The 22,985-nt window shown below is 53.9% G+C and carries 23 protein-coding genes and 6 tRNA genes; 25 read left to right on the top strand and 4 right to left on the bottom strand.

The annotated features are described in order from the left end of the window. The first annotated feature begins 107 nt into the window (after positions 1–107). Entirely contained in the window at positions 108–2,015 is a 1,908-nt protein-coding gene (gene dxs / locus HGAS_RS00795) for a 1-deoxy-D-xylulose-5-phosphate synthase (protein ID WP_019126058.1), read from the top strand. Here dxs and HGAS_RS00790 read toward each other — a convergent pair. Next, positions 2,001–3,239: an HRDC domain-containing protein gene (locus HGAS_RS00790; RefSeq protein ID WP_019126057.1), complete on the bottom strand. Its 1,239-nt coding sequence runs from the start codon at positions 3,237–3,239 to the stop codon at positions 2,001–2,003. The genes dxs and HGAS_RS00790 overlap by 15 nt on opposite strands. A gap of 3 nt (positions 3,240–3,242) precedes the next feature. Then, complete coding sequence (locus tag HGAS_RS00785) at positions 3,243–3,791, bottom strand: DUF3000 domain-containing protein (protein WP_081581495.1); 549 nt, start codon at positions 3,789–3,791, stop codon at positions 3,243–3,245. A 162-nt stretch (positions 3,792–3,953) separates the two neighbouring features. Between HGAS_RS00785 and HGAS_RS00780 the strand changes: the two genes are divergently transcribed. The 10 genes from HGAS_RS00780 to HGAS_RS00735 all read left to right on the top strand — a co-directional run bounded on the left by HGAS_RS00780 (position 3,954) and on the right by HGAS_RS00735 (position 7,924). Continuing rightward, positions 3,954–4,026: transfer RNA gene (locus HGAS_RS00780), tRNA-Gly, on the top strand. A gap of 1 nt (position 4,027) precedes the next feature. Then, positions 4,028–4,099 (top strand) — tRNA-Val (locus tag HGAS_RS00775). A gap of 49 nt (positions 4,100–4,148) precedes the next feature. After that, positions 4,149–4,221 (top strand) — tRNA-Gly (locus tag HGAS_RS00770). A 38-nt stretch (positions 4,222–4,259) separates the two neighbouring features. After that, positions 4,260–4,330: transfer RNA gene (locus HGAS_RS00765), tRNA-Cys, on the top strand. A 1-nt stretch (position 4,331) separates the two neighbouring features. Further along, positions 4,332–4,403: transfer RNA gene (locus HGAS_RS00760), tRNA-Val, on the top strand. A gap of 98 nt (positions 4,404–4,501) precedes the next feature. Then, positions 4,502–4,587, top strand: a tRNA-Leu gene (locus HGAS_RS00755). 113 nt (positions 4,588–4,700) lie between these two features. Then, positions 4,701–5,405, top strand: coding sequence for a DsbA family oxidoreductase (locus HGAS_RS00750; RefSeq protein ID WP_019126056.1), 705 nt, complete (start codon positions 4,701–4,703; stop codon positions 5,403–5,405). After that, entirely contained in the window at positions 5,405–6,427 is a 1,023-nt protein-coding gene (locus HGAS_RS00745) for a GNAT family N-acetyltransferase (RefSeq protein ID WP_019126055.1), read from the top strand. Before HGAS_RS00750 ends, HGAS_RS00745 begins: the two co-directional genes overlap by 1 nt. Before the next feature lie 74 nt (positions 6,428–6,501). Beyond that, the gene (locus tag HGAS_RS00740; protein WP_019126054.1) at positions 6,502–7,599 is read left to right on the top strand and encodes an FAD-dependent oxidoreductase; all 1,098 of its coding nucleotides are present in this window, start codon (positions 6,502–6,504) and stop codon (positions 7,597–7,599) included. 22 nt (positions 7,600–7,621) lie between these two features. Continuing rightward, the gene (locus HGAS_RS00735; RefSeq protein WP_019126053.1) at positions 7,622–7,924 is read left to right on the top strand and encodes a hypothetical protein; all 303 of its coding nucleotides are present in this window, start codon (positions 7,622–7,624) and stop codon (positions 7,922–7,924) included. A gap of 69 nt (positions 7,925–7,993) precedes the next feature. Here the strand turns inward: HGAS_RS00735 and HGAS_RS00730 are convergent, their stop codons facing one another. Continuing rightward, entirely contained in the window at positions 7,994–8,911 is a 918-nt protein-coding gene (locus HGAS_RS00730) for an aldo/keto reductase (RefSeq protein WP_026066546.1), read from the bottom strand. Positions 8,912–8,999: 88 nt separating this feature from the next. Here HGAS_RS00730 and HGAS_RS00725 point away from each other — a divergent pair, with 88 nt between their 5' ends. Beyond that, positions 9,000–9,857, top strand: coding sequence for an undecaprenyl-diphosphate phosphatase (locus tag HGAS_RS00725; RefSeq protein WP_019126051.1), 858 nt, complete (start codon positions 9,000–9,002; stop codon positions 9,855–9,857). 26 nt (positions 9,858–9,883) lie between these two features. Beyond that, positions 9,884–10,567 carry an HAD family hydrolase gene (locus HGAS_RS00720; RefSeq protein ID WP_019126050.1) on the top strand — a complete coding sequence of 228 codons (684 nt, stop codon included), beginning with the start codon at positions 9,884–9,886 and terminating at the stop codon, positions 10,565–10,567. On the opposite strand, the gene HGAS_RS00715 is transcribed toward HGAS_RS00720, so the two are convergent. Further along, on the bottom strand, positions 10,561–11,406 hold the full coding sequence (locus HGAS_RS00715) for a RecB family exonuclease (protein ID WP_019126049.1): 846 nt from the start codon (positions 11,404–11,406) through the stop codon (positions 10,561–10,563). The two genes, HGAS_RS00720 and HGAS_RS00715, sit on opposite strands and share 7 nt — an antisense overlap. A gap of 81 nt (positions 11,407–11,487) precedes the next feature. Between HGAS_RS00715 and HGAS_RS00710 the strand changes: the two genes are divergently transcribed. The 12 genes from HGAS_RS00710 to nusB are packed head-to-tail and all read left to right on the top strand — an operon-like array spanning position 11,488 to position 22,696. Then, positions 11,488–12,522, top strand: a complete 1,035-nt coding sequence (locus HGAS_RS00710; RefSeq protein WP_019126048.1) for a tRNA (adenine-N1)-methyltransferase — start codon at positions 11,488–11,490, stop codon at positions 12,520–12,522. Then, a complete protein-coding gene (arc, locus tag HGAS_RS00705) occupies positions 12,509–14,023 on the top strand; it encodes a proteasome ATPase (protein WP_019126047.1) in 1,515 nt (504 codons plus the stop codon). The genes HGAS_RS00710 and arc overlap by 14 nt, the downstream gene beginning before the upstream one ends. Continuing rightward, complete coding sequence (gene dop, locus HGAS_RS00700) at positions 14,020–15,582, top strand: depupylase/deamidase Dop (protein ID WP_019126046.1); 1,563 nt, start codon at positions 14,020–14,022, stop codon at positions 15,580–15,582. The genes arc and dop overlap by 4 nt, the downstream gene beginning before the upstream one ends. Before the next feature lie 2 nt (positions 15,583–15,584). After that, positions 15,585–15,770 carry a ubiquitin-like protein Pup gene (locus HGAS_RS00695; RefSeq protein WP_009409389.1) on the top strand — a complete coding sequence of 62 codons (186 nt, stop codon included), beginning with the start codon at positions 15,585–15,587 and terminating at the stop codon, positions 15,768–15,770. A gap of 1 nt (position 15,771) precedes the next feature. Next, positions 15,772–17,172: a proteasome accessory factor PafA2 family protein gene (locus HGAS_RS00690; RefSeq protein ID WP_019126045.1), complete on the top strand. Its 1,401-nt coding sequence runs from the start codon at positions 15,772–15,774 to the stop codon at positions 17,170–17,172. Further along, positions 17,169–18,179 (top strand): FKBP-type peptidyl-prolyl cis-trans isomerase, encoded by a 1,011-nt coding sequence (locus tag HGAS_RS00685; RefSeq protein WP_019126044.1) that lies wholly within the window; start codon positions 17,169–17,171, stop codon positions 18,177–18,179. The genes HGAS_RS00690 and HGAS_RS00685 overlap by 4 nt, the downstream gene beginning before the upstream one ends. Before the next feature lie 47 nt (positions 18,180–18,226). Then, positions 18,227–19,447, top strand: a complete 1,221-nt coding sequence (gene aroC / locus HGAS_RS00680) for a chorismate synthase (protein ID WP_019126043.1) — start codon at positions 18,227–18,229, stop codon at positions 19,445–19,447. Further along, positions 19,444–19,974, top strand: coding sequence for a shikimate kinase (locus HGAS_RS00675; RefSeq protein ID WP_019126042.1), 531 nt, complete (start codon positions 19,444–19,446; stop codon positions 19,972–19,974). The genes aroC and HGAS_RS00675 overlap by 4 nt, the downstream gene beginning before the upstream one ends. Next, entirely contained in the window at positions 19,946–21,025 is a 1,080-nt protein-coding gene (aroB, locus tag HGAS_RS00670; protein ID WP_026066545.1) for a 3-dehydroquinate synthase, read from the top strand. The genes HGAS_RS00675 and aroB overlap by 29 nt, the downstream gene beginning before the upstream one ends. Continuing rightward, positions 20,995–21,558: a shikimate kinase gene (locus HGAS_RS00665; protein ID WP_019126040.1), complete on the top strand. Its 564-nt coding sequence runs from the start codon at positions 20,995–20,997 to the stop codon at positions 21,556–21,558. The genes aroB and HGAS_RS00665 overlap by 31 nt, the downstream gene beginning before the upstream one ends. 26 nt (positions 21,559–21,584) lie before the next feature. Further along, positions 21,585–22,148: an elongation factor P gene (gene efp, locus HGAS_RS00660; RefSeq protein ID WP_019126039.1), complete on the top strand. Its 564-nt coding sequence runs from the start codon at positions 21,585–21,587 to the stop codon at positions 22,146–22,148. A 2-nt stretch (positions 22,149–22,150) separates the two neighbouring features. Next, on the top strand, positions 22,151–22,696 hold the full coding sequence (gene nusB, locus HGAS_RS00655; protein ID WP_019126038.1) for a transcription antitermination factor NusB: 546 nt from the start codon (positions 22,151–22,153) through the stop codon (positions 22,694–22,696). The last annotated feature ends 289 nt before the right edge of the window (positions 22,697–22,985 follow it).

The following is a 22,985-nucleotide window of genomic DNA, read 5'->3' as shown; positions in this document are numbered from 1 at the left end:
GCTCCTTCATTCTAATTCCTGCATTGATAACGTGCTTTGAAGTCCGATTGCACTACTTAGCGCGCATCATTCGGCTCATCAGTCACCATGACACTAGAATCTTGTCCATGACCCATGCCCAAAATCAGACCTCTTTATTGAGTACGATTTCTTCGCCCAGTGACCTGAGGCGTGTCCCAGCGGCAGAATTGGACGATTTAGCGGCACAGATCCGTGCGAAGCTCATCGAAGATGTCTCAAAGACAGGCGGGCACCTTGGGCCAAATTTGGGCGTTGTTGAATTGACTATCGCTCTTCACCGCGTTTTTCGTTCACCTGCAGACACGATCGTCTTCGATACTGGTCATCAGACTTACGTTCACAAATTGCTTACGGGACGCCAAGACTTTTCGAAGCTTCGACAAGAAGGTGGCCTCTCGGGATATCCCAGTCGCGAAGAATCCGTCCACGATGTTCTTGAAAGCTCGCACGCATCTTCATCTCTGTCGTGGGTTGATGGTATTTCCCGCGAAAAATCTCGACGCGGTGATCCGACATGGACGATCGGCATTATTGGCGATGGCGCACTGACAGGTGGAATGGCTTGGGAAGCGTTAAACAATATTGCTTCCGATCACAAGCGACGTGCAATCATCATCGTCAACGACAATGGGCGCTCCTATGCGCCAACTATTGGTGCCGTAGCTCGTCATCTTGATCTTCTACGTTCTTCTCGAAATTACGAAAAGGCGCTGTCGTGGGGTAAGCGGACTCTGATGAATTTTGGGGAACCTGGACGCGCAACCTACGGAGCTCTTCACGGCCTCAAAAGCGGTATTAAAGACGCGCTCATTCCGCAGGCGATGTTTGAGGACCTCGGACTGAAGTACCTCGGACCTGTGAACGGTCACGACATTGCAGCGATGGAAGAGATCTTCAATCGCGCACGAGCCTTGCACGAGCCCGTCCTGATCCATGTCATGACGCAGAAGGGACGTGGCTACACCCCTGCGGAAGAAGACATTGCAGATCGATTCCATGCAGTGGGGAAGATCCATCCTGAAACTGGACTTCCTATCGCGCCTGCACGTTTTGCGTGGACCAGTGTGTTCGCCGACGAAATTCGTCAGATCGCGCATGAACGCGAAGATATTGTGGGCCTAACAGCTGCAATGATGCTGCCTGTCGGCCTCGGCCCTTTCAAGGACGACTTTCCTTCACGCGTAGTTGATGTGGGGATTGCAGAACAGCATGCGGTTGCCGCCGCCGCTGGAATGGCTTTCGCCGGGGCACACCCGGTTTTTGCGGTGTACGCGACCTTCCTGAATCGAGCATTTGACCAAATCCTTATGGATGTTGGGCTTCACCACTGCGGCGTGACCTTTGTTCTTGATCGAGCTGGAATTACTGGTGATGACGGGGCATCCCACAACGGAATGTGGGATATTTCGATGCTAAATTCCGTTCCCGGCTTGCGTCTTGCTGCCCCGCGTGACGAGGCGACGCTACGCGAAGAATTGCGCGAAGCCGTAGCGGTAGATGATGGGCCGACAGTCCTTCGTTATCCGAAGGGTGCCTTAACTGATCCTATTGTTCAGCTTCGGCGTGTAGGTGGCTGCGATGTCCTCAAAGACTGGGATGAGGGCGCTGAAGTCTCAAGGGTTTGCATCGTTGCCTTGGGCTCGATGGTCCCAGCTGCCATGGAAGCAGCTGCTCTTCTTGAGAATGATGGCTTGGCGAGCGTACGCGTGGTTGATCCCCGCTGGGCTCTTCCAGTTCCCGAGGCCTTGGTTGGTCTGGTCGAAGGCGCTGAGCTTGTGCTCAGCGTCGAGGATGGCTTAGTTGATGGCGGATTTGGGTGGTCGCTGCGTGATCTGCTTTCTTCGAATGTATCAACGCGTTCGATACCAGTCGTCACCGCAGGTATTCCAAAGGAATTTCTTCAACAGGCTAGCCGAGCGAGTATTGTGACGGCCCTTGGTCTTGATGCACAGGGTCTCAGTGAAAGAATCCGTCACGCTTTAGCGGGAGAGTAGATCGGTCAGGGCGCTCGCCATCAACGAGATCTGCCAGGGGCGTGCACCCTGTGCGGTGAGGAATTCATCGACAGGCATACCCAATCCCTGTTGGGTGTGTTCCCAAGCCAAAGCGCGCTGAACCCGTGGTTCAAGGACAATTTCTGGACTAATTTCTAGGGTTTCGGCTTGCTTAGCAACGGCCTCGCGAACCTCAAGAAGAAGCTCGTGTGCTTCGGCATGAATACGTTGCCAATGCCTGACGCTAGGAGTATGTCCGTCGTCTTCCGTTCGATGTCGGGGTGGAAGTTGGTTTTCTGGAAGGGCTAGTGCGCGAGTGACTGCATCAAGGAAATGCTGCGCGTAACGTCGCGCCTGAGGTGAACGGAATTCGGCAATCGAAAGAAGATTGTGACGTGTCCTTGGCGGACGTTGAGCGGCATGGATGATTCCGCTGTTTCGCACCAAGCGCCCGGGAGCCAGGTCAATTTCGCGCGCAATCGCATCGCGCTCGATCCAAAGCTCGCGCGCAATTGCGAGAGCTCGTTTGGACGTTAACTTCCCAATGCCGGAAATCGAACGCCAACGATCTTTTTTCGGTAAAGGAGGTGCGGCCTCGGCAATGTGTGAAAACTCCTGCTGCGCCCACGAGGTGCGGCCAAGGTCATCCAAGCGCTCTTCAAGGGAGTCTTTAAGAGCAGTCAGGAGCTCAACATCAAGAACCGCGTATCGCAGCCAATCCTTCGGAAGAGGGCGCACCGACCAATTTGAGGCCTGATGATCTTTCACGAGTGTCAGTCCCAAGACTTGCTCACAAACTGCGGAGAGTCCGAAGTGAGTCATTCCCAGCAAGCGTGATGCGACTTGTGTATCGAATAGTGCTGGAATTTCCAGGCCAAGCTCACGCAGGTTTGGGAGGTCCTGAGAAGCGTCGTGCAGAATCCATGTCGAGTTCATGCTTGCTTGAAGGCACTCAAGGTGGGGGAGAGCGGCAGTGTCAATCAAGAATGAGCCGACGTCCTCGCGTCGCAGCTGGAGGAGATAGGGGGAAGAACCGTAGCGAAAACCTTGAGCCCGTTCAACGTCCACTGCAACAGGAAAGGAAGATGCGGAGAGGTCCTCAGCGGCCTGATCCAAGGCGCTTTGAGTGTCGATAATTTCTGGGATTCCATCGCGAGGGAAAGCGATGAGCTCGGGGTCCTCGCTGTCTCCCACGGCGATGCCGTAGGGATTTTCAATGAGCACGTTCTATGCCCTCTCGAGGAATCGTTGATTTTCAACACCGGCGATACGACACATGAGGTCTTGCCACGCCAGAAGGTGCTCGCCAATCCAGGGGGTATTTGGCGTGAGCGAAACGCGAATCTCAACAGCGAGTGTCGACCCCATGAGGATCAGACCTCCAAAAGATTCGCTCACTTCTTTGCTCACAGTGCCCGTAAGATCATGGAAACCAGCGCCGCGCTCTTCGAGACAGTCGTGAGTCCAGTTCCACAGTGCTTCAGAAAGCAGGGGATCGGAGCTCATGTCGGCATCAATTTGTGCGCGGAGCTGTGCGACAAGTCGGAAAGGCCCGTTCCAGCCCATTTGTCCGTTGGGATCGTGGAGGATCACAAAACGGCCGAAAGCAAGGGCTTCGTCGTGGGCGGTTTGTGTCGTGCGAAGTGCGAGTGCAGCGGTGAAAGGAGCAAGTGCGCGCGGTGCGGGAACTTCCTCAATTTCGACGTGAGGATGAACAGCACTACGTAATGACATGAGTGCTGTTCGGAAATCCTCGGGTGGTGCCACTTCGATCACGTTCTCGACTTTATGAGTCCGTCTGATCAGGCAGTGTAAGGCGCGCCGCCGTGCGCTGAAAAAATCAGGTGTGAGCGGGGACACGCCGTCTTGATTTGTGTTCCAGGTGCAAACCCTGTTAGCCTTTCATCCGTTGCGAAACCGTTCCGGCGGTTTGATAACGCGGATGTGGCTCAGTTGGTAGAGCATCACCTTGCCAAGGTGAGGGTCGCGGGTTCGAGTCCCGTCATCCGCTCGGGCGATTGGCGCAGTGGTAGCGCGCTTCCCTGACACGGAAGAGGTCACTGGTTCGAACCCAGTATCGCCCACTGTCGTTATCTAACGACGGACAAGGCCCCAGTCCGATAGGGACTGAGTGCGGATGTGGCTCAGTTGGTAGAGCATCACCTTGCCAAGGTGAGGGTCGCGGGTTCGAGTCCCGTCATCCGCTCTAACCTTCCGAAAATCCTTGAGGTTGAGGTTGGATAGGGTGGGTTGGCCGAGAGGCGAGGCAGCGGCCTGCAAAGCCGTATACACCGGTTCGAATCCGGTACCCACCTCGGGCGATTGGCGCAGGGGTAGCGCGCTTCCTTCACACGGAAGAGGTCACTGGTTCGATCCCAGTATCGCCCACGGAAATTTTATAACGCTCTGGCGAATGTCGATTTGTGACTGGTGTCCATGCGTGTTAAAGTTTCCAAGCCGCAAAGCTTTGGCTTTGTGAGTCACCTGCGCGGGTGGCGGAATAGGCAGACGCGCTAGCTTGAGGTGCTAGTCCTCGTATTAGAGGGTGGGGGTTCAAGTCCCCCTCCGCGCACAGCTCCCGGGGATCTTCGGATCCCCGGGATTTTTCTTTGCACTGGTAAGTCCTCAATACGCAACGTAACCTGTGCATAGGCGAACGTGCTCTTATCCCCGAGGAGAGACTTCATGCATGTTGACGTATGGGCAGACTTTGCATGCCCTTGGTGTTACCTCGGTATCCATCATCTGCGTGATGCTCTCACGCGTTTCGAACATCGCGATCAGGTCGAGGTTCGTTTCCACTCCTATTTGCTTGATCCTGAGCAGTCTGCTGTCCTTGAAATGTCCCAGGCAGATTTCCTGGTCCACACGCATCCAGGCATGAGTCAAGAGGAAGCTGCTGATGCTCTCATTCACGTCGGTGAGCTCGCTCGTGCCGATGGAATTTCTCTAGATTTTGATTCCTTGATCGTTGCGCCGACCTCGTTCGCGCATAAAGCGATGGCGGCTGCGCGAGAAATGGACGAAAAATCCGGAGTGACGAGCGGGGCAGGGACGTATCAATTTGCATATGCCGAAGCCTTGTTCCGTGCTCGTTTTGAGATCGGTTTGAATCTAGCGGACCCGGATGTACTGATTGGCTGTGCACAGGATGTACGGATTCCCGAAATGCTGGTTGTTGACGCTCTGAGCGACCCTGTCGCCTCGTCTGAAGTTTTCTCGGACTACCAGATCGCTGTACAGATGGGAATTGACACTATTCCGACCTATCTCTTCGACCGGAGTCTTGTTGTCCAGGGATTGCACGATACCGAAGCGATGAGGCGAATTCTGGAAACTGCGTGGGAACAGGGCCACCCGAATGCATCAACACAGGAGGAAACACACTGATGGAACCCTTTGACGTTCACGGTCAAAATATTGTCTTAGTCCCGCTGTCTGCAAACGATGCGGCGGACCTTACTGACGCATTGCAGGATCCAGTTTTTCACGAAACAACGTCGATTCCCTATCCCTACACTCTGTCGATGGCTGAAGAGAATCTTGCAAAGGTGCCTTCGAAGTGGGAGCAGGGAAGTGCTGATTGGGCGATTCGCAGCGCCCATGATGGACGTTTCCTTGGGCGCATCGAGCTCATTCGTAATACTCATTTTTCTGACCGTTATGAAGTCTCGTACTTTGTTCGCCATGACGAGTGGGGAGAGGGCGTTGCAACAGAGGCTGTGTCCCTTGCTCTAGATACGGCATTTGAGAAATTTGGCGCTTCTCGAGTTGAGTGGGCGGCGTACGTAGGAAATTGGGGATCCTGGAAGGCCGCGTGGAAGAACGGTTTCCGCAAGGAAGGCATTGCGCGCCTTCCCGGCTACGAGGCCTGGGTAGGAGGCATCCTTGCCACTGACCCGCGCACGCCTGCAAGTCCGTGGGATGGACCTAACGCCGGCGCGCCAGAAGTCTTGGATTCATCTCGCCCACAAGCTCTTGTCCAGCAGTTTCACGCAACTTACTTCATGCCCGACCGTGTTCGTGATCATCAAGAGCCAACTCTTGACTATGAGCGTCTCCACATGCGCGTGAGCTTGATCCGTGAAGAGTTCGCTGAACTGCTCGGGGCCTTGTATGGAAAGGAAGCGCGTGCAATCGTTGAAGAAGCGACACAACGTGCGATGGAAGCAGATGACGGAACGCGAGACATCATCGAAACAGCTGATGCTTTAGGCGATCTGGTCTACGTCATCTATGGCATGGCCCTGGAATCTGGAATCGATTTGAATCGTGTCCTTGCGGAAATTCAGGCGTCTAATCTGTCGAAGCTTATGCCCGACGGCAGCGTGAAACTCCGTGAGGATGGCAAGGTATTGAAGGGGCCAAACTTCTTCACACCGAATATTGCTCGAGCCCTTGGTCAGGAATAACACACTTTTTGCACTCGTTGCTTCCTGTGTTTTCAGGGACAATGGGTGGTAACCAACGAGAGAAGGAGAGCACTGTGGCCCGAGTCGTCGTTGTCGGTGGCGGGTACGGTGGTGTCACCGTCGCCAAGGGACTTGATCCTCTTGCCGAAGTCATTCTGGTCGAGCAAAAAGATCAGTTTGTTCACCATGCTGCGGCTCTGCGTGCCGCAGTCGATGAGGCATGGCAGCATTCAATTTTCATGCCCTATTCGAATCTTCTGAGCAATGGGCGGGTCATTCACGGAACGGTTTCTCAGGTTGAAGGGACTCGGGTTCATATCTTCGGTCAGGACCCGATCGATGCCGACTACGTTGTTCTGGCAACAGGTTCAACCTATCCATTCCCAGCAAAGTACTCGGCTTCGCGTTCTGATGTTGCCAAGGCGCGCCTGAAGCAGTTGCATTCCTACCTTCATGGTGCTCGCTCCGTGCTCTTGGTAGGTGCCGGAACTGTCGGTATTGAATTTGCAGGGGAACTGCGCAATGCCTTCCCGGACCTGGAAATTACCTTGGTTGAAAAGCAATCTGAGCTTCTCCCGACTCAGGGTTTTGCTGATGAGTTGCGCGATCAGGTTCGCGAGCAACTGAAGGAGCTCAATATCCGCCTCATTGAAGGCTCGGAGCTTGCATACCTTCCGCCATTCAATGTTGGTGAGCTTGGCCGTTTCGTCGTTGAAACGAAGGACGGTCATCGTATCGAAGCTGATATGTGGTTCCAGTGCTATGGTGCCCGTCCGAATACCGGTTATGTTGCAGGTACCGAGCTGCAGTCTGCAGTTCGCCCAGACGGCGCTCTTAAGGTAGAACCAACGCTTCAAGTCGTAGGCCAAACCAATATTTACGCGATCGGCGACGTTACGGATGTTCGCGAATCAAAGCGTGCTGATGCCGCTCGAGCACAGGCGCGCATCGTGATCTCGAATATCTCTTCACAGCTGTCCGGTAAAGAACCGCAGGCAACCTACAACCCCAGTGACGAATGGGTGATCTTGCCGCTGGGACCTGAGCACGGCGTATCCCAACTTCTCGATTCACAGGGTAATTCGCGTATTTTAGGCCCCGATCAAACAGCGGAGATTAAGGGCGCTGATCTGATGGTTTCGGTTATTAGGTCCCAGCTGAACTTGCCGTAGACATCGTGTAGGATGTGTGACTATGACCACGAAACCTCGTCTTGTCCTAGATCAGCTGATTGCCGCTTTCGAGAATCACTACGAGGTGGCTTCCTCTGATCAAGTCGATGAACAGGCACTTATCGATGCCGAAGAAGCTCTCCGTGATGCCTTCTTCACCTACGATGACGTGCTTTTCACGCAGTTCGAAGTCGAGCTTCCTTTCGACCTCATTGTTTCTGATGAGGAAGACGAGGATGAAGATTTTGACGACGACGAAGACGATGAAGAAGTCGACGATGACGATGAATTTGTCGACGTTGATGAGGATGAAGACGAAGACTAGTCGGTCAAGTTGTCTTTAAGGTGTGCGGGCAGTCGCAACTGCCCGCACACCTTTATTTAATGCCCGCTTCTATCTAGCACTCACTTCACTTAATACCTGGCGAATCGGAAGTGGAAGGTCAATGCGTCCATTGAGTATCTGCTCGAGTTGTACCAGGTTTTGAGGCCCGATGATTGCGCTTGTCACTCCCGGTGTGCCCTCTACCCATGCCAAAGCAACGTCAGCGATCGAACATTCCAGCCCATGTGCCGCCTGAGATAACGCTTCGACAATCGGAAGACTGCTCTCCAGGTATGGCTCAACACTTGAACGCAGATGTGCGGATGCGGCTCGTGAATCAGGTGGTGTTGTATGGCGATATTTTCCTGTAAGGACGCCTCCGGCAAGCGGTGAATGTGCGAGGAATCCAAAGCCGTTGTCTCGTGCTCGCTCGAGCAGGGGAGAGGAGCATAAAAGCGAGTGTTCTTCTTCGACGGCGGCTAGAGGAAGTCGATCTGACTGTGCCCACATGAGTGCGCAATCCCAGGTGTCGCGGTGACTTAGCCCAAGGTAGTGCGCGCGTCCGCTGGAATAGGCCCATTCGAGCGCCGATAGAGTTTCCTCGAGCGGAATTCCTGTAGGGGACGGAGTTGCTAACCAGAGGTCAACGAAATCTGTTTCGAGAATCGCAAGTGTTGTATCTAGGCAGCGGAGCATATCTCCCCGAGAAGCAGAGAGCTCATTGGCTCCTTGAGAGAAACGCATTGCACCACGCAATGCAATCCTGACTCGGTGACGGCCAACGGCGCGTAAGGCCTCGGCAAGAACGCTGAGAGCGCGTCCGGAACCGTGGAGAGGGCTCACTTCTACGAGAGTCCCTCCAGCGTCAACAAAGGATTTGAGCATTGCGCATGCCTGATCTTCATCTGTGTCGCGTCCCCAAGTCAGTGTTCCCAAACCCAGACTGGACACAGAAAGTCCATGTGTTCCACATTGACGAATCTCCATAGAGATAAGCCTAGAACGCGCAGGCTATGACGGCATACACATGCCCATCTTTGGCTAGCCTCAGGCCAAGCGCCGTAGAGTTGGGGATATGAACTGGCTTGATGCAATCATCCTTGGACTTGTTCAGGGCCTGACGGAGTTCCTTCCCGTTTCGTCCTCCGCGCATATTCGCATTGTCGGTGAGCTTACGGGCTCAACCGATCCGGGTGCTGCTTTCACCGCAATCACACAAATCGGTACGGAGCTCGCGGTTGTCATCGTCTTCTGGAAGGACATTGTCCGCATCCTCAGCGCTTGGTTCCGATCTTTGCCACTTGGTGCAAAGGAAAATCGAGTACCCTCAAGTGATCCAGATGCGCGAATGGGTTGGATGATTATCGTCGGTTCCCTTCCGATTTGTATTTTGGGTCTTCTTTTCCAAGATGCGATTGATACGGGCTTGCGTAACCTGTGGATCACTTCGGCGATGCTGATCATTTTCGGCCTGCTTTTGGGATTTGTCGATCGCTATGCACCTCAAGAGCGCGATCTGAAATCGATGACGTGGAAGGATGCCCTTCTCTACGGCCTCGCGCAGGCAATGGCCCTGATCCCAGGTGTCTCTCGTTCAGGTGGAACGATTACCATGGGGCGTTTCTTGGGCTATACCCGTGAAGCCGCTGCCCGCTATTCCTTCCTTCTGGCAATGCCGGCTGTGTGGGCTTCAGGGCTCTACAAGGTGGCAAAGGTCTTGACCGGCAGTGAGACCATTGCTGTTGGCCCGACAATCGCTGCAACAATCATTGCCTTCGTGGTCGGCGTCGTTGTGATCTTGTGGTTCCTGAAGATTATTTCCACTCAGTCCTATGCACCTTTCGTTTGGTATCGAATCGCAATTGGTATTCTTGTAGCTCTTGGTCTGTTAAGCGGTCTGCTTTCCCCCTTGGGAACAATGCCCGCTGCGTGAATCTTGTGTGAAGGACTTACGAAAGTATGACTCTGCCTGAGGCAATTCTCTTCGATATGGATGGCACCATCGTCGATACCGAGCCCCTGTGGGAAGGCGCGGAAGGACAGGTGCTCGCCGAGATGGGGACACAGATGACCCCGCAGATGCGCCAAAAGATGTTGGGGTCTACTTTGCCGCGGATGGTGGCAATTTTGCGTTCATTTGCCCGCAATCCTCTTGACGAGGCCGTGGTTGCCGATCGTGTTGAGCAGGGAGTCATCGATCGCCTCGACGCGGGATTGCCCTGGAAAGTCGGTCTGGTTGAACTCCTTGCTTGGTGCCATGAGCACTCAATTCCGACAGCGGTCGTTACAGCGACACGACGGCGAGTGGCATCCAGGGTCCTGGAGCATGTACCCGCAAAACCCGGTTTTACGAATGCAATTTACGGTGATGACGTCTCGGAAGGAAAACCCTCACCAGAGGGGTACCTCAAGGCTGCTGAGCTTCTTGGAGTTGATATCCGTCGCTGCATGATTGTCGAGGATTCGCCGGTTGGTCTTGAAGCTGCTTCTGCCAGTGGCGGAGTGGCCGTCGCGATCAAGGGGGCGGCGCCCGAAGAGTTCGCCGCTGATTTTCCCTATATTCGCGAGCTTAGTGACCTCAGTGAAAGTGTCATTGAGTCGATTATGGAAGGGCAACGGCCGAACTTCGTTCGCGCTTACTGATCAGATTGCCGCGGACCCATTGCCAGTAAACGTTCCAGACCGCTGGTTGGGATCTCAGGTGTAGTCCCATCAAACAGCGGACACATCGAACGCACCCCACACCAATTGCACAGCGGGTTTCGTCGTGGGGCAAAATAGCCCTGCAAAGCGTCCCTTCTCATTGATTCCCAGGTCCGGGAAAGTTCTTCACTAAAGCGAGAAATATCAGCGGAATCAGGATCAAAGGTCAGTACCTTCTGAGAAGCGAGATAAACCAACTGTGTACGCCTCGGCAGTCGCTTTGTGAGAGAAAGCAAGAGGGCGTAAAAACGCATCTGAAATAATGCTTCCTCTTGAAAACGCGGGGAAGGAGCCTTCCCGGTCTTGTAGTCGATGACCCTCAGATCTCCGTTGGGTGCTTGGTCGACTCGGTCAATGTAACCAAGGAGATTCACTCCTTGCGAAGTTGTTGCCTCGACAAGGGCTTCGGTAGACAGCGGTTCAAGCGCTTGAGGATCTTCGATCGCAAAATAGTTAGTGATCATCGAATGCATTCGTTCGCGCCAGCGTTCGAAGTCCGTATGGTCTGAAAAAAGATTCATGACACTTGGGTCGCCAGCAAGAGTCTTTTCCCATTCGGTACGTAAAAGCTCGATAGCGAGTGTCTCATTGCGTTCTTCCCTTGGCATGGCATAGAGGTTTTCCAAGGTGGCGTGAACTGTTGTCCCAAGAAGTGTTGCTTGCGTTGGAGGTTCTTTAACGCGGTCGACGACATGCAGGCGAAACTGCAGTGGGCAGCGCTGGTACTCTTTGGTGCGGCTTGCAGAAAGTGCAGGTCGGCTTGGGAGTGAATTCCTCATACATCTACCGTAACCAGTTCCACCTTTTCGCGCGGGGTTTAAACAGGCAGTTCATCCATGTGCCGCGGTAGTGTAGAGGCGATGAGCACACATGAACATGAAGCCCAGGGCCTTGGCCAAGAACGACACCGTGGTCCTCTCCGAGAAGGGGAGCGTGTCCAAATCCGCGACCCGAAGGGGCGTTTGCACACCGTTATTTTGGTTTCTGGTGGTCGTTTTCAGTCCAATCGTGGCTTTATCGATCACGATGATTTAATTGGACGCCCTGATGGTCAGGTCGTCACCACCGAAGAGGGCCGTCAGTTCCAAATTCTGCGCCCGCTTCAAGTTGACTATGTCATGTCAATGCCCAGGGGTGCTGCAGTCGTCTACCCGAAAGATGCTGGGACGATCGTTCACTACGCAGATATTTTCCCCGGTGCAGTAGTTGTCGAGGCCGGCGCTGGGTCGGGTGCTCTATCGATGGCTCTTTTGAACGCAGTAGGGGAGCGCGGCAGGCTGATTTCTGTCGAAAGGCGCGAAGAATTCGCACAGATTGCACGCGATAACGTTGAACTGTGGTTTGGCGCTCCGCATCCGGCGTGGGATCTTCGGGTCAATGATCTGGCAGATGAGCTCAATGCTATGCCTGAATCGAGTGTTGATCGTGTAGTCCTTGACATGCTCGCTCCCTGGGAGAACTTGGATGCGGTTGCACACGCGCTTGTTCCCGGCGGTGTTCTGTGCTGCTACATCGCGACCGTGACTCAGATGTCCCGGTTGATCGAAGATCTTCGTTCCTCTGAGAACTTTACCGATCCCGTCGCGTGGGAGACACTCTCGCGTGAATGGCACGTCGATGGCTTGGCTGTACGACCCGAGCATCGAATGGTTGCCCATACAGGATTCTTGATGATTGCCAGGCGTCTTGCTCCGCAGACTACCCCTCAGGAACGCTCAACGCGTCCAGCGAAAGCTGCTGAAGGCCTCGAAGGGGCGTGGAATAGCGAAGATGACTGGAGCGAGCAGAAAGTGGGTCTTCGCGTCAGCTCGGATAAGAAAATTCGTAAGGTCAAAAGGGACCTCGACGCTAAGGCGCGGGCATGGGTAGAAGGGCGTAGTGATGAGCAACAGTGACGCTGCACTCTCAATTCTTGAGCAGAAGAATGCCCATCTGAGTGCGGCTCTTACTCAGGCGCGTCAAGAACTTCTCCGCCTGAGGGAACAACTCAAGCATTTAAATCAACCACCGCTGACCCTGGGAGTTTTGCATCGCGCGCAGCCGTCTTCGCGTGTTCTTGAAGTCTATGTTTCGGGCCGCCTTATGCGCCTTGCGGCGGATACTTCTCTTGACATCACATCAATCTCACCGGGGCAACAGGTTCTTGTTGACGACAAGATGATTGTTGTCGGGATCGGCGAGTATTCGCGAACCGGTGAGCTCGCGCAGGTTGCGGAACTTATTGGGGTGGATCGCGCTGTAGTGACTGCCGAGGCCGGAAGCCATCGCATTGTTGAACTTGCTGGTCCGCTACGCCACGGCACTCTTCGGCCCGGAGAGAGCGTCTTGGTTGACCCTCGTACTTCCTTTGCCTATGAACGTGTTATTCGCCAAGACGTCGAGCAGCTTCTCACTCCTGAAATTCCCGATGTTACTTTTGATGACATCGGCGGACTTGATGCTCAGATTGAGACAATTCGGCAGGCAATTGAACTTCCCCTGCGCCATCCCGAGCTATATCGGCAATACGGTTTGCGGCCGACAAAGGGAATTTTGCTCTATGGGCCCCCGGGTTCAGGAAAGACGCTGATCGCCCAGGCGCTAGCACGATCATTACGCGAGTTTAGCTCTTCAGGTGAAGGCTATTTCCTCTCAATTAAGGGTCCTGAACTTCTCACGAAGTTCGTTGGCGAGACAGAACGGCAGATCCGTGCAATTTTCGCGCGGGCTCGTGCCTTGGCTTCGTCGAAGGTCCCAGTCGTGATCTTCTTCGATGAGATGGAAGCTCTTTTCAGAACACGCGGTACTGGAATTTCTTCCGATGTCGAGACGATGGTGGTTCCACAGCTGCTCGCTGAAATGGACGGTGTCGAAAGTCTTGACAACGTAGTCATTGTTGGTGCCTCAAACCGGGCTGACATGATCGATCCCGCGGTCCTTCGCCCTGGAAGGCTTGATGTACGCATCCGCATTGATCGCCCAGATGAACGTGCAGCGAAGGATATTTTCAGAAAGCATCTCGACCACTCTGTGCCGCTTGCACAAAACGTTCAGCAGCTCAGCCATGACGAGATGATCGACAGGGCAGTTGCTAGCCTTTATCGACGCGATGACAATTCGGCTTTGCTGTCTGCGCGCAGTCATTCCGGTCAGGAACGCATCATCTATCTTGCCGATATTGTTTCGGGCGCGATGATTGCAGGAATTGTGGAGCGTGCGAAGAAATACGCGATCCTTGATGCAATCGAAAACGGTACGCAGGGGATGACGCTCGACCACGTAATGCGCGGCCTCGGCGATGAAATTCGCGAATCAATGGAACTGGCGACCCGACAGGCTCCAGCGGACTGGGCACGCACGATCGGTCTGGATCAAGATATCGCTGATATCCATCCCTTGAAGGAGAACCAGCAATGAGCTCTCATATGGTGATGAGTACCGAGACTGAATTCGGTATTTATACCCCGGACAATCCTGGAGCCGATCCGGTTGACCTATCCTGCCGGATAGTTGATGCCTACTCGGCTCTCTCGCGCCGCGGTACACCTACGGAGGGGAGCCAGCCGGTTCGCTGGGACTATACGGCTGAAGATCCTTTGAATGACTTGCGCGGTATGAGGCTCTCGCGTGCAGCTGCAGATCCTTCGATGCTGACCGATGACCCCTATCACCTTGCTCCTTCGGGTGGAAGTGAAAGACTTCCCTTGCCTCGACAGTCAAGTGGCTATTTGCCCGCATCGGTGTCATCTGTGCTGACAAACGGAGCCCGTCTCTACGTTGATCATGCTCACCCAGAATATTCTGCGCCTGAAACCCTCAGCGCACGCGATGCTGTCCTGTGGGATCGCGCCGGCGAGGTCATTGCTCGACGAATGATGTCAGCAGCTCGTGAGCGCGGAGACGAGATCGTGTTGGTGAAGAACAACACGGATGGTAAGGGTGCGGCTTACGGCACCCACGAGAACTACCAGATTAGCCGTCGTATTGATCTAGACGACCTTATCCGAGGCCTCACCCCGTTTTTCGTAACCCGCCCAGTTATTTGTGGTGCGGGACGCGTTGGAATCGGTCAGCGCAGTGAATTTGCCGGTTTTCAGATCTCGCAGCGAGCTGACTTTGTCGAAAATGAAGTTGGCCTAGAGACTACCTTTAACCGTCCGATTATCAATACTCGCGACGAGGCTCATGCGAACCCAGCCTACTTCCGTCGCCTTCACGTGATCGGCGGAGATGCGAACCAATTTGATTCTTCCCTCTATCTTCGCCTGGGAACAACCGGCTTAGTGCTCAAAGCAATTGAGGCCGGCCTCGGGATGGAATGGGATGCTCTTGCGATGGATGATCCGGTCCAAGAAACCTGGAACATCAGCCATGACCCGACGCTGACTTACAAGGCTGGGCTTGCCGGAGGTGCGCGAAGCGCCCTCGACATTCAAAAGATCTATGTCGATTTGGTCTCTGAGACATTCAACCGGGCAGGTATTGAACTGAGCGCAGATGAAGAACTCGTCCTGAAGTACTGGGATGACGTTCTTACGCGTATGTCTGAGGAGCTATTTAGCGTTGCCACCGAGGTTGAATGGGTTGGGAAGTATCAGCTTCTCGATCGTCAGCGCCAGCGTCTGTCAACCACGTGGGACGACCCTAAGCTTGCTGCGATGGATCTGCAGTGGGCGGATTTGCGTGAGGATCGTTCTCTGGTGGCTGCGCTTGATCGGGCCGGTCGTGTTAAGCGGATGTTCACTCCTGAGGAAGTTGAACATGCTGCAGATTGGGCGCCAGAAAATACTCGTGCTTACCTGCGTGGATATGCAGTGCGGAACCTTCCAGGACTGATCGCTGCATCGTGGACATCTTTGTGTGAAGCGCAGGGTGATCAGATGATTCGCCGTCCTATTGTTGAGGCTGCCGGTGTTGATCCGTCGGTCCTTTCCGATCTTGAGCACGGTACATTAAGCCGTGTAGAACAGGAGTAGATATGAGTCTTTCGCAATTGTTTGCAGGTGGCGCTGGCCATGAGGATGACGAGGCTGCGGGTCAGGTACAAGCTCAGGCTTCGGCCCAAAGTGATTCTCTAGACGAGCTTCTTGATCAGATTGATACCGTCCTTGAAACGAATGCTGAGTCTTTCGTCCAGGGCTTTGTTCAAAAGGGAGGCCAGTGAGGTGAAGCGACGGGTCATCGGAATCGAAACAGAGTACGGGCTAACCTGCGCAACGCGCTCTGGGGCTCGTGCTACTCACGATGCCGATGCTGCTGCGCACCTGCTTTTTGACCCCTTCGCACAGGGCGGTCGGGCTCCTAACCTGTATCTGCGCAACGGTGGGCGACTCTATCTTGATGTTGGAGCACATCCCGAATATGCAACTGCAGAGTGCGACACTCTTCTTGACCTTCTCGCACAGCATCGTTGCGGTGATGAGCTACTGAATCAGCTTAATGACGCTGCGCGTAGCTCGCTTAGTCAGCTGCCGGATCCCGAAGAAATTTACGTTTTTCGAAATAACGTTGATTCAGAGGGCAATAGTTTTGGGTGCCACGAAAACTACCTTCTGCACCGTCGTCGAGATTTCCGACAAGTTGCGGATGGACTGGTCGCCTTTTTTGTCACGCGCCTAATCCTTGTCGGTGCGGGACATCTTCGTAGGCAGGGGGCCCAACTTAGTTACTGCTTCTCCCAACGAGCCGAACAGATGTGGGAAGCTGTTTCCTCTGCGACAACGCGTACACGGCCAATTATTAACACCCGCGATGAGCCACTGGCTGATGCAGGTCAGTACCGGCGTCTTCACGTAATCAGTGGAGACACGAACGTTTGTGAGGCAACCACTTTCCTCAAGGTTGGCATGACCGCCTTGGTTCTTGATGCCGTCGAGGAAGGTATGGACCTTAAAGATTTGGAACTTGCTGATCCAATGATGGCAATCCGTCAGATCAATCATGATCTTTCGGCACAGACCAAGATCGCTATGGTCAACGGACCAGATTTAAGCGCTGTTGAGATCCAAGAGCGCATTTTGCAGCGCGTTATCGACGTGTTGAAGATTGATCGCACCTCGGACTCGCTAGAACCTACCACCCACTCGATTATTGATCTGTGGCAACGAGGGATTCATGCACTCCGTAGCCAAGACTGGTCGGGGATTGATCACGAACTCGATTTCGCAATCAAGTACCGTTTGATCCGCGAGTACCTCAAACGTAAGCAAACTACGCTTGATGATCCCCGCGTTGCACGGCTTTTGCTCTCGTATCATGACATCGGTCCTCATGGTTTGCGGCAAGCTTTGGAACGTACTGGAGCAATGCGCCGCATGACCACGGATGAACAGGTGAGCAATGCATGCGTGAGCGCTCCCCAGACAACGCGTGCCCACCTTCGCTCGAAGGTCATCAATGCCGCTGAAGAGGCTGGCGTTGAACTTGCTCTCGATTGGGTTCGTGCGTCACGGATTGACGATCCGAATCGCTACGTTCTGATGAACGATCCTTTTGCGACATCGTCATTGGCGGTCGATGAATTTATCTCCGGCTTTGTTTCACCACACGAGGTATTTCCTGCATGAGCGGAAAACACCTTTCTTCGCGACTCCATCCGGTCGCTCAGGAACACGGAGAAGAAACGGGGCAGGCAGGAAAACCTTCGCGCCGCAGCGGCCGTCAGATTTTTGTTGCCTTTTCCGTATTGTTCCTGATCTGCGCGCTCATTCTTGGATTGATCTGGTTCCTTCGTCCTTCTTCTGAGGAGGCCTTGGAATGGCAGCCGCCTCGCTCGGTATTGAGTGCAGTTGAGGTGTCTGGTCGTGTTGGTGCAACACCGACACTTAAACTGAGCCAGCCCCTTCAAATTGTCAGCACAAAACACCAGATCTTGTCGCAGGGCGACGGTCGCGCCATTACAGCGGGAACACCGGTCCTACTCTCAGTGACAGTATTTGACTCAACAACGGGTGAGATTCTGTCTCCGAACGGGCGCCCGCGTCTTATTGTCGGACGCGCCGATGATGACTCCCTTGGTGCTGATATGGCACACGAAGTCAATGGACGGGCCGAAGGAAGTCGCCTGCTCGTCGCGCGTCCACTTCCCTCAGTTTCTGACAGCACGGCTTCTCCCACACCAACTGCCCGCTCAACCAAGGGTGAAATTGTCGTCATAGATATTCTCCCGACTTTGGCCTCGGGGCAGGCATCTGCCCAAGCCAGCGGTTCGGGCCCGCTTGAAGTGACGATGCGAGATGAAGGCCCCGTCATTAAACATGGGGATCAACTTCCCACCGGCCCGACAACGCAGCCGCTCCTCACGGGTGCCGGTGCTCAGGTGCGTTCTGATGACGACATTGTCGTTCAGTACTTTGTTAGCGGGTGGACTGATGGAATTGAGCGGCAATCTACGTGGCGTACCGGCGTGCCAGAGAGGGTTCGGCTCAGTGAACTCATGCCTGGACTTCGTCCGCTTCTTATTGATCAGAAAGTCGGCTCTCGGCTAGCGATTACTTTGCCTCCTGATCAGGCGACCGGTGACGATACCTTGTGCATCGTGATTGATATTTTGGCAACCACCCCAACCTCATAATGTGGTTGCTCTCGAAGCGTTCGCGCTGGTTATGAGAGACTACAAACATGCTCAGATGGCTTACTGCTGGTGAATCACACGGTCCTGCGTTGGTTGCTACCCTTGAGGGCCTTCCTTCAGGTATCGAGCTTACGACCCAGATTATTCGCGATGCCCTTGCGCGTCGGCGCTTAGGAGCCGGTCGTGGCGCTCGCCAAAAGTTTGAGGCCGATGAGGTCCGTATCCTTGGTGGAGTACGTCATGGTCGAACCACCGGTGCGCCGATCGCCATTGAGATTGCAAATAGCGAGTGGCCTAAGTGGGAGAAGGTCATGTCCGCCGATCCCGTCACGCGTGAAGATCTACTGATCGACGCTGGCAAGGGGGACGAACGTGAGGTTGCGCGTAATAAGCCCTTGACGAAGCCTCGCCCGGGTCATGCGGACCTGCCCGGGGTTCTTTCCTACGACCTCGCGGAAATTCGTCCCGTACTTGAGCGCGCAAGTGCGCGAGAAACTGCAGCTCGGGTTGCCCTTGGCGCCTGCGCCGAGGCCTACCTTCGCCAGCTTGCTGGAATTCAGTTAGTTTCCCACGTGGTTGCTGTTGGCCCTGTTCAGGGGCAGTCAGGTGCCCTTCCATCACCTGAGGACGAGGCTGCACTGAACGCTTCGCCCATGCGCTGCCTAGATGCTCGCGATGAGGCGCGTTTCCTTGAATGCGTTGAGGAGACACGCTCCTTGGGAGATACCGTTGGCGGTGTTGTTGAGGTTGTTGCATGGGGCGTTCCGATCGGTGTTGGTACGCATGTCCAGGCGGATCGCCGGCTTGATACTCAATTAGCCGCGGCATTGATGTCGATCCAGTCTGTCAAGGGCGTCGAAATCGGTGATGGCTTTGCACAGTCGCGTCTTCGCGGTTCACAGGCTCATGATGAGATTGAGCGTGTCGATGGACGCGTTCAGCGTAGCTCGAACCATGCCGGTGGTATCGAAGGTGGGACATCCAATGGTCAGCCGATTGTCGTCCGTGCTGCTTTCAAGCCAATCTCAACGGTTCCTCACGCCTTGAAAACAATTGATCTGGCCAATGGAGAGGAAGCTCGGGCACTCCACCAGCGCTCTGATACCTGCCAGGTAGTTCCCGGCGCTGTTATTGCCGAGGCCGAGGTCGCCTTGGTTCTTGCGCGCGCGATAGCTGACCATGCCGGAGGCTACTCCCTCTCAGAATGCGCGCGTAATCTCTCCGCGTATCTTTCTCGTATTGATGAACGTCTGGGGAATGCGCTGTGACCAGACAGCAGATCGTTCTTGTCGGCATGCCTGCCAGTGGAAAGAGCAGAGTAGGACGGGAACTTGCGTTGGCTCTGGGGCTTGAACATCGTGATTCAGATGCCTTGATTGAGGAAACTACCGGCCGCAAAATTCCGGAGATTTTCTCAACCGATGGTGAGGAATACTTCCGACAGCTTGAAGAAGAGGTTATTAAGCAGGCTCTGAGCTATCCGGGGGTTATCTCCTTAGGCGGGGGAGCACTCACCCGAAAAGCGACCCGTGAACGCTTGCGCAACTGCTTCGTGGTCTATATCAAGGCGGAACTCCCAGAATTACTCCGCCGATCTCAGGGGTCGGATCGCCCTCTGCTCGCGGGGGATGCACAGGCGCGTCTTGAAGAGCTATGGGAAGCACGTAAGGAATATTTTCCGGAGGTTGCCTCGCTAGAGGTTCAAACCAGTTCAGAACCTGTTATTCATGTTGTTGAGCAAATTCTTCGAGAAGTTGGTGAAGACGATGAGCGTGACGATTCCAGTCAACGTTGATACCCCCTACGACGTCGTTATCGGAAGGAATCTGGCGAAGGAAGTCCTTCAGCAGGTCTTACGCGAAAATACGACGAAGCTTCTCATCGTTTGCGCACCACACGTGAGTAATTACGCTCTTGAATGTGCATCTCAGCTTGAAGGCTTAGGCTACGAGGTTTCTACACAGATTCTTCCAGATGGGGAAGAGGCTAAGACCATTGAGGTCATGGCCTCCCTGTGGGACGGCGCCGGAAAATTCAGACTCGGACGCGCGGATGCAGTGATTGCCGTCGGTGGGGGAGCCTCAACAGATGTTGGAGGATTCCTTGCTGCTTCATGGTTGCGTGGCATTGATTTCATTGCAGTGCCCACAACCTTGCTCGGGATGGTTGATGCCTCGGTTGGAGGCAAGACCGGTATCAATACTCCCGTAGGTAAGAACCTTGTTGGCGCCTTTCATTCTCCGCGGCGCGTTGTCGTTGATCTTGATCGCCTCGAAACTTTGAACCACGACGACTATCGTGCGGGACTTGGTGAGGTTGTTAAATACGGTTTTATTTCAGATCCCGCGATCCTTTCGATCGTCGAAGCTAATCCCGAGGCTGTCTATGATCCCCGTTCTGAGGAGATCGCTGAACTCATTGAACGATCCATTGCCGTTAAAGCTCGAGTAGTGAGCGCTGATCTTCATGAGAGCGGTCCCCGTGAATTCTTAAACTACGGACATACGCTGGCACATGCGATCGAAAAAATTGAGAACTTCCACTATCGCCACGGTGAGGCAGTGGCTATCGGTTGTGTGTTTGCAGCTCATCTAGCGCAGCGTCGGGGGATGCTGAGTGAAGCCGAGGTTCAACGTCATATTGAGGATTTCTCTGTGCTTGGACTTCCAACCTTTTATGAGGGTGCGTCGATTGACGCATTGCTTGAAGTGATGCTTTCGGATAAGAAGGTACGGGCCGGAGTTTTGCGCTTCGTTCTTCTAGATGGAGTGAACCATCCTGTTACTGTGAAGGTAAATCCGAAGGAAGTTATTGATTGCGCTCTCTCGATGGGGATGCGACAGTGAATGGGCGTGTGCATCCGACCTTGGTTCTTGTTGGGACCTCTGGAAGCGGAAAAACCTGCGTTGCACAGGAAATTGCAAAGACCTGTGGCTTAAGAGTGCAAGAAGATCAAGAACTTCTTGAATCCGCATATTCGCGATCATTTGATGAATTAGTGCTGGACGAGCACTTCCCGTTGCAAGAAGCGCTGGAGAGCGCTGGAATCCAGCTTTTGTCCGATGGCTGCGATATTGCCGTGTTGTCGCCCTCGCAGGTCAATAGTTCTCGGATTCTTTCCAAGCTTTCGCAGCTGATCGATGAAGGTACTTCAGTTGTGCTTCTGAGGACTTCCATCGATGAGGCTGCGCGTCGCGTGGGACTCAATGCGCCGCGTTCTGTGGGATTGGGGACCCCAAGAGCGCTATTTGCCGCGATGAGTCGGCAATTGGATAGCACTTACCAAGATCTCGCCACTTTCTCATGTGATACTGGCGAAAATACGGCGCGTGAGGTAGCGGATACCATCATTGCAGCGTGTAAGATAGCCACGGTTTAAGCTCACCCGATTGGGAGGATTTTATAGTGGCAACGACAAATGATCTGAAGAACGGCACCGTCATGGTGATCGACGGCCAGCTCTGGCAGGTTGTCGAGTTCCAGCATGTCAAGCCGGGTAAGGGCCCCGCATTCGTTCGCACCAAGATCAAGAATGTCCTCTCTGGCAAGATCGTTGATCGCACTTTCAATGCGGGCATGAAGATCGAGACTGCGACGGTTGACCGTCGTGATATGACCTACCTCTACCAGGATGGTACCGACTACGTCTTCATGGATTCCTCTACCTACGAGCAAATCAATGTCCCTGCAGAGGTTGTCGGCGACGCTGCTCATTTCATGGTCGAGAATCAGGATGTGATTGTTTCTCAGCATGACGGTCAGGTTCTCTTCATTGAACTTCCTGCGACGGTCGTTTTGACGATTGCGCACACCGAGCCCGGTTTGCAGGGTGACCGTTCTTCCGCTGGTACGAAGCCTGCAACGCTCGAAACCGGTTACGAGATTCAGGTTCCACTCTTCATGGAAGAGGGCACCCGCGTGAAGGTTGATACCCGCGATGGTTCCTACTCCGGCCGCGTGACTGACTGATAATGTCTCACAAACATCAGTTCACTTCTCGTACCAAAGCACGTAAGCGTGCCGCTGATGTCGTCTACGAGGCAGATCAGCGTGGCATGGGGCGTAATGCCACTGTCTTGCGTGATCTCCTTCGTGAGCGCAAGGTCATTACAGCAGCACTGACACCTCTCCCGGATTATTCGATTCGTATGATCGAAGGTGTCGCCGACGAGCTGTACCGGATTGATCGTTTGATTGATACTCATGCTCGTACCGGCCTTGATCGAATTCCCGCAGTCGATCGCGCAGTCCTGCGAGTCGCAGTCTGGGAAATGCTGTCTAACTCTGAAGAGGTTCCTCCCGTTATTGCAATCGACGAGGCAATTTCAATTGTTAAGTCGATTTCAACGGAAGAATCCGCAGGCTTTGTGAATGCGATTCTTGATGCGATTCGTCAAGATATTGAGTCTCCTTCATGGTCTCGGCACTCAAGCGAGGTTGACAATGGCAATGAGCCTGATGAAGAACTCAGTGCGGATGAACTGACAGAGCTAGATGATCTTCTCAACGAATACTGAAATAGTGTGAGTGGTAAACGGGGGTGCCTACAGGTACCCCCGTTTATGACACTCCGAACACATCAATCAGGGTGTGATGTTTAACACAAAAGACTGTGAAGGAAGTTGTTCCAATTTTTCACACTCGCACTTCTCTTTAATTCCTGCTATAGCCACCTGTTCGGATTTCAGTTTGTTTTTGCGATGCTCTAAGAGTTTCCCGCCCTGCAGGTCACAGGCAGTTTCTACTTCAAAATTGATGGCAAGAGTTTCCCCGCAGTGAAACGGATACTGAGCAATCACGTTCTTA

The sequence above is a fragment of the Actinomyces sp. ph3 genome, from assembly GCF_000308055.1.
Taxonomy (GTDB): domain Bacteria; phylum Actinomycetota; class Actinomycetes; order Actinomycetales; family Actinomycetaceae; genus Pauljensenia.
This window is presented reverse-complemented; position numbering and strand designations above follow the sequence as displayed.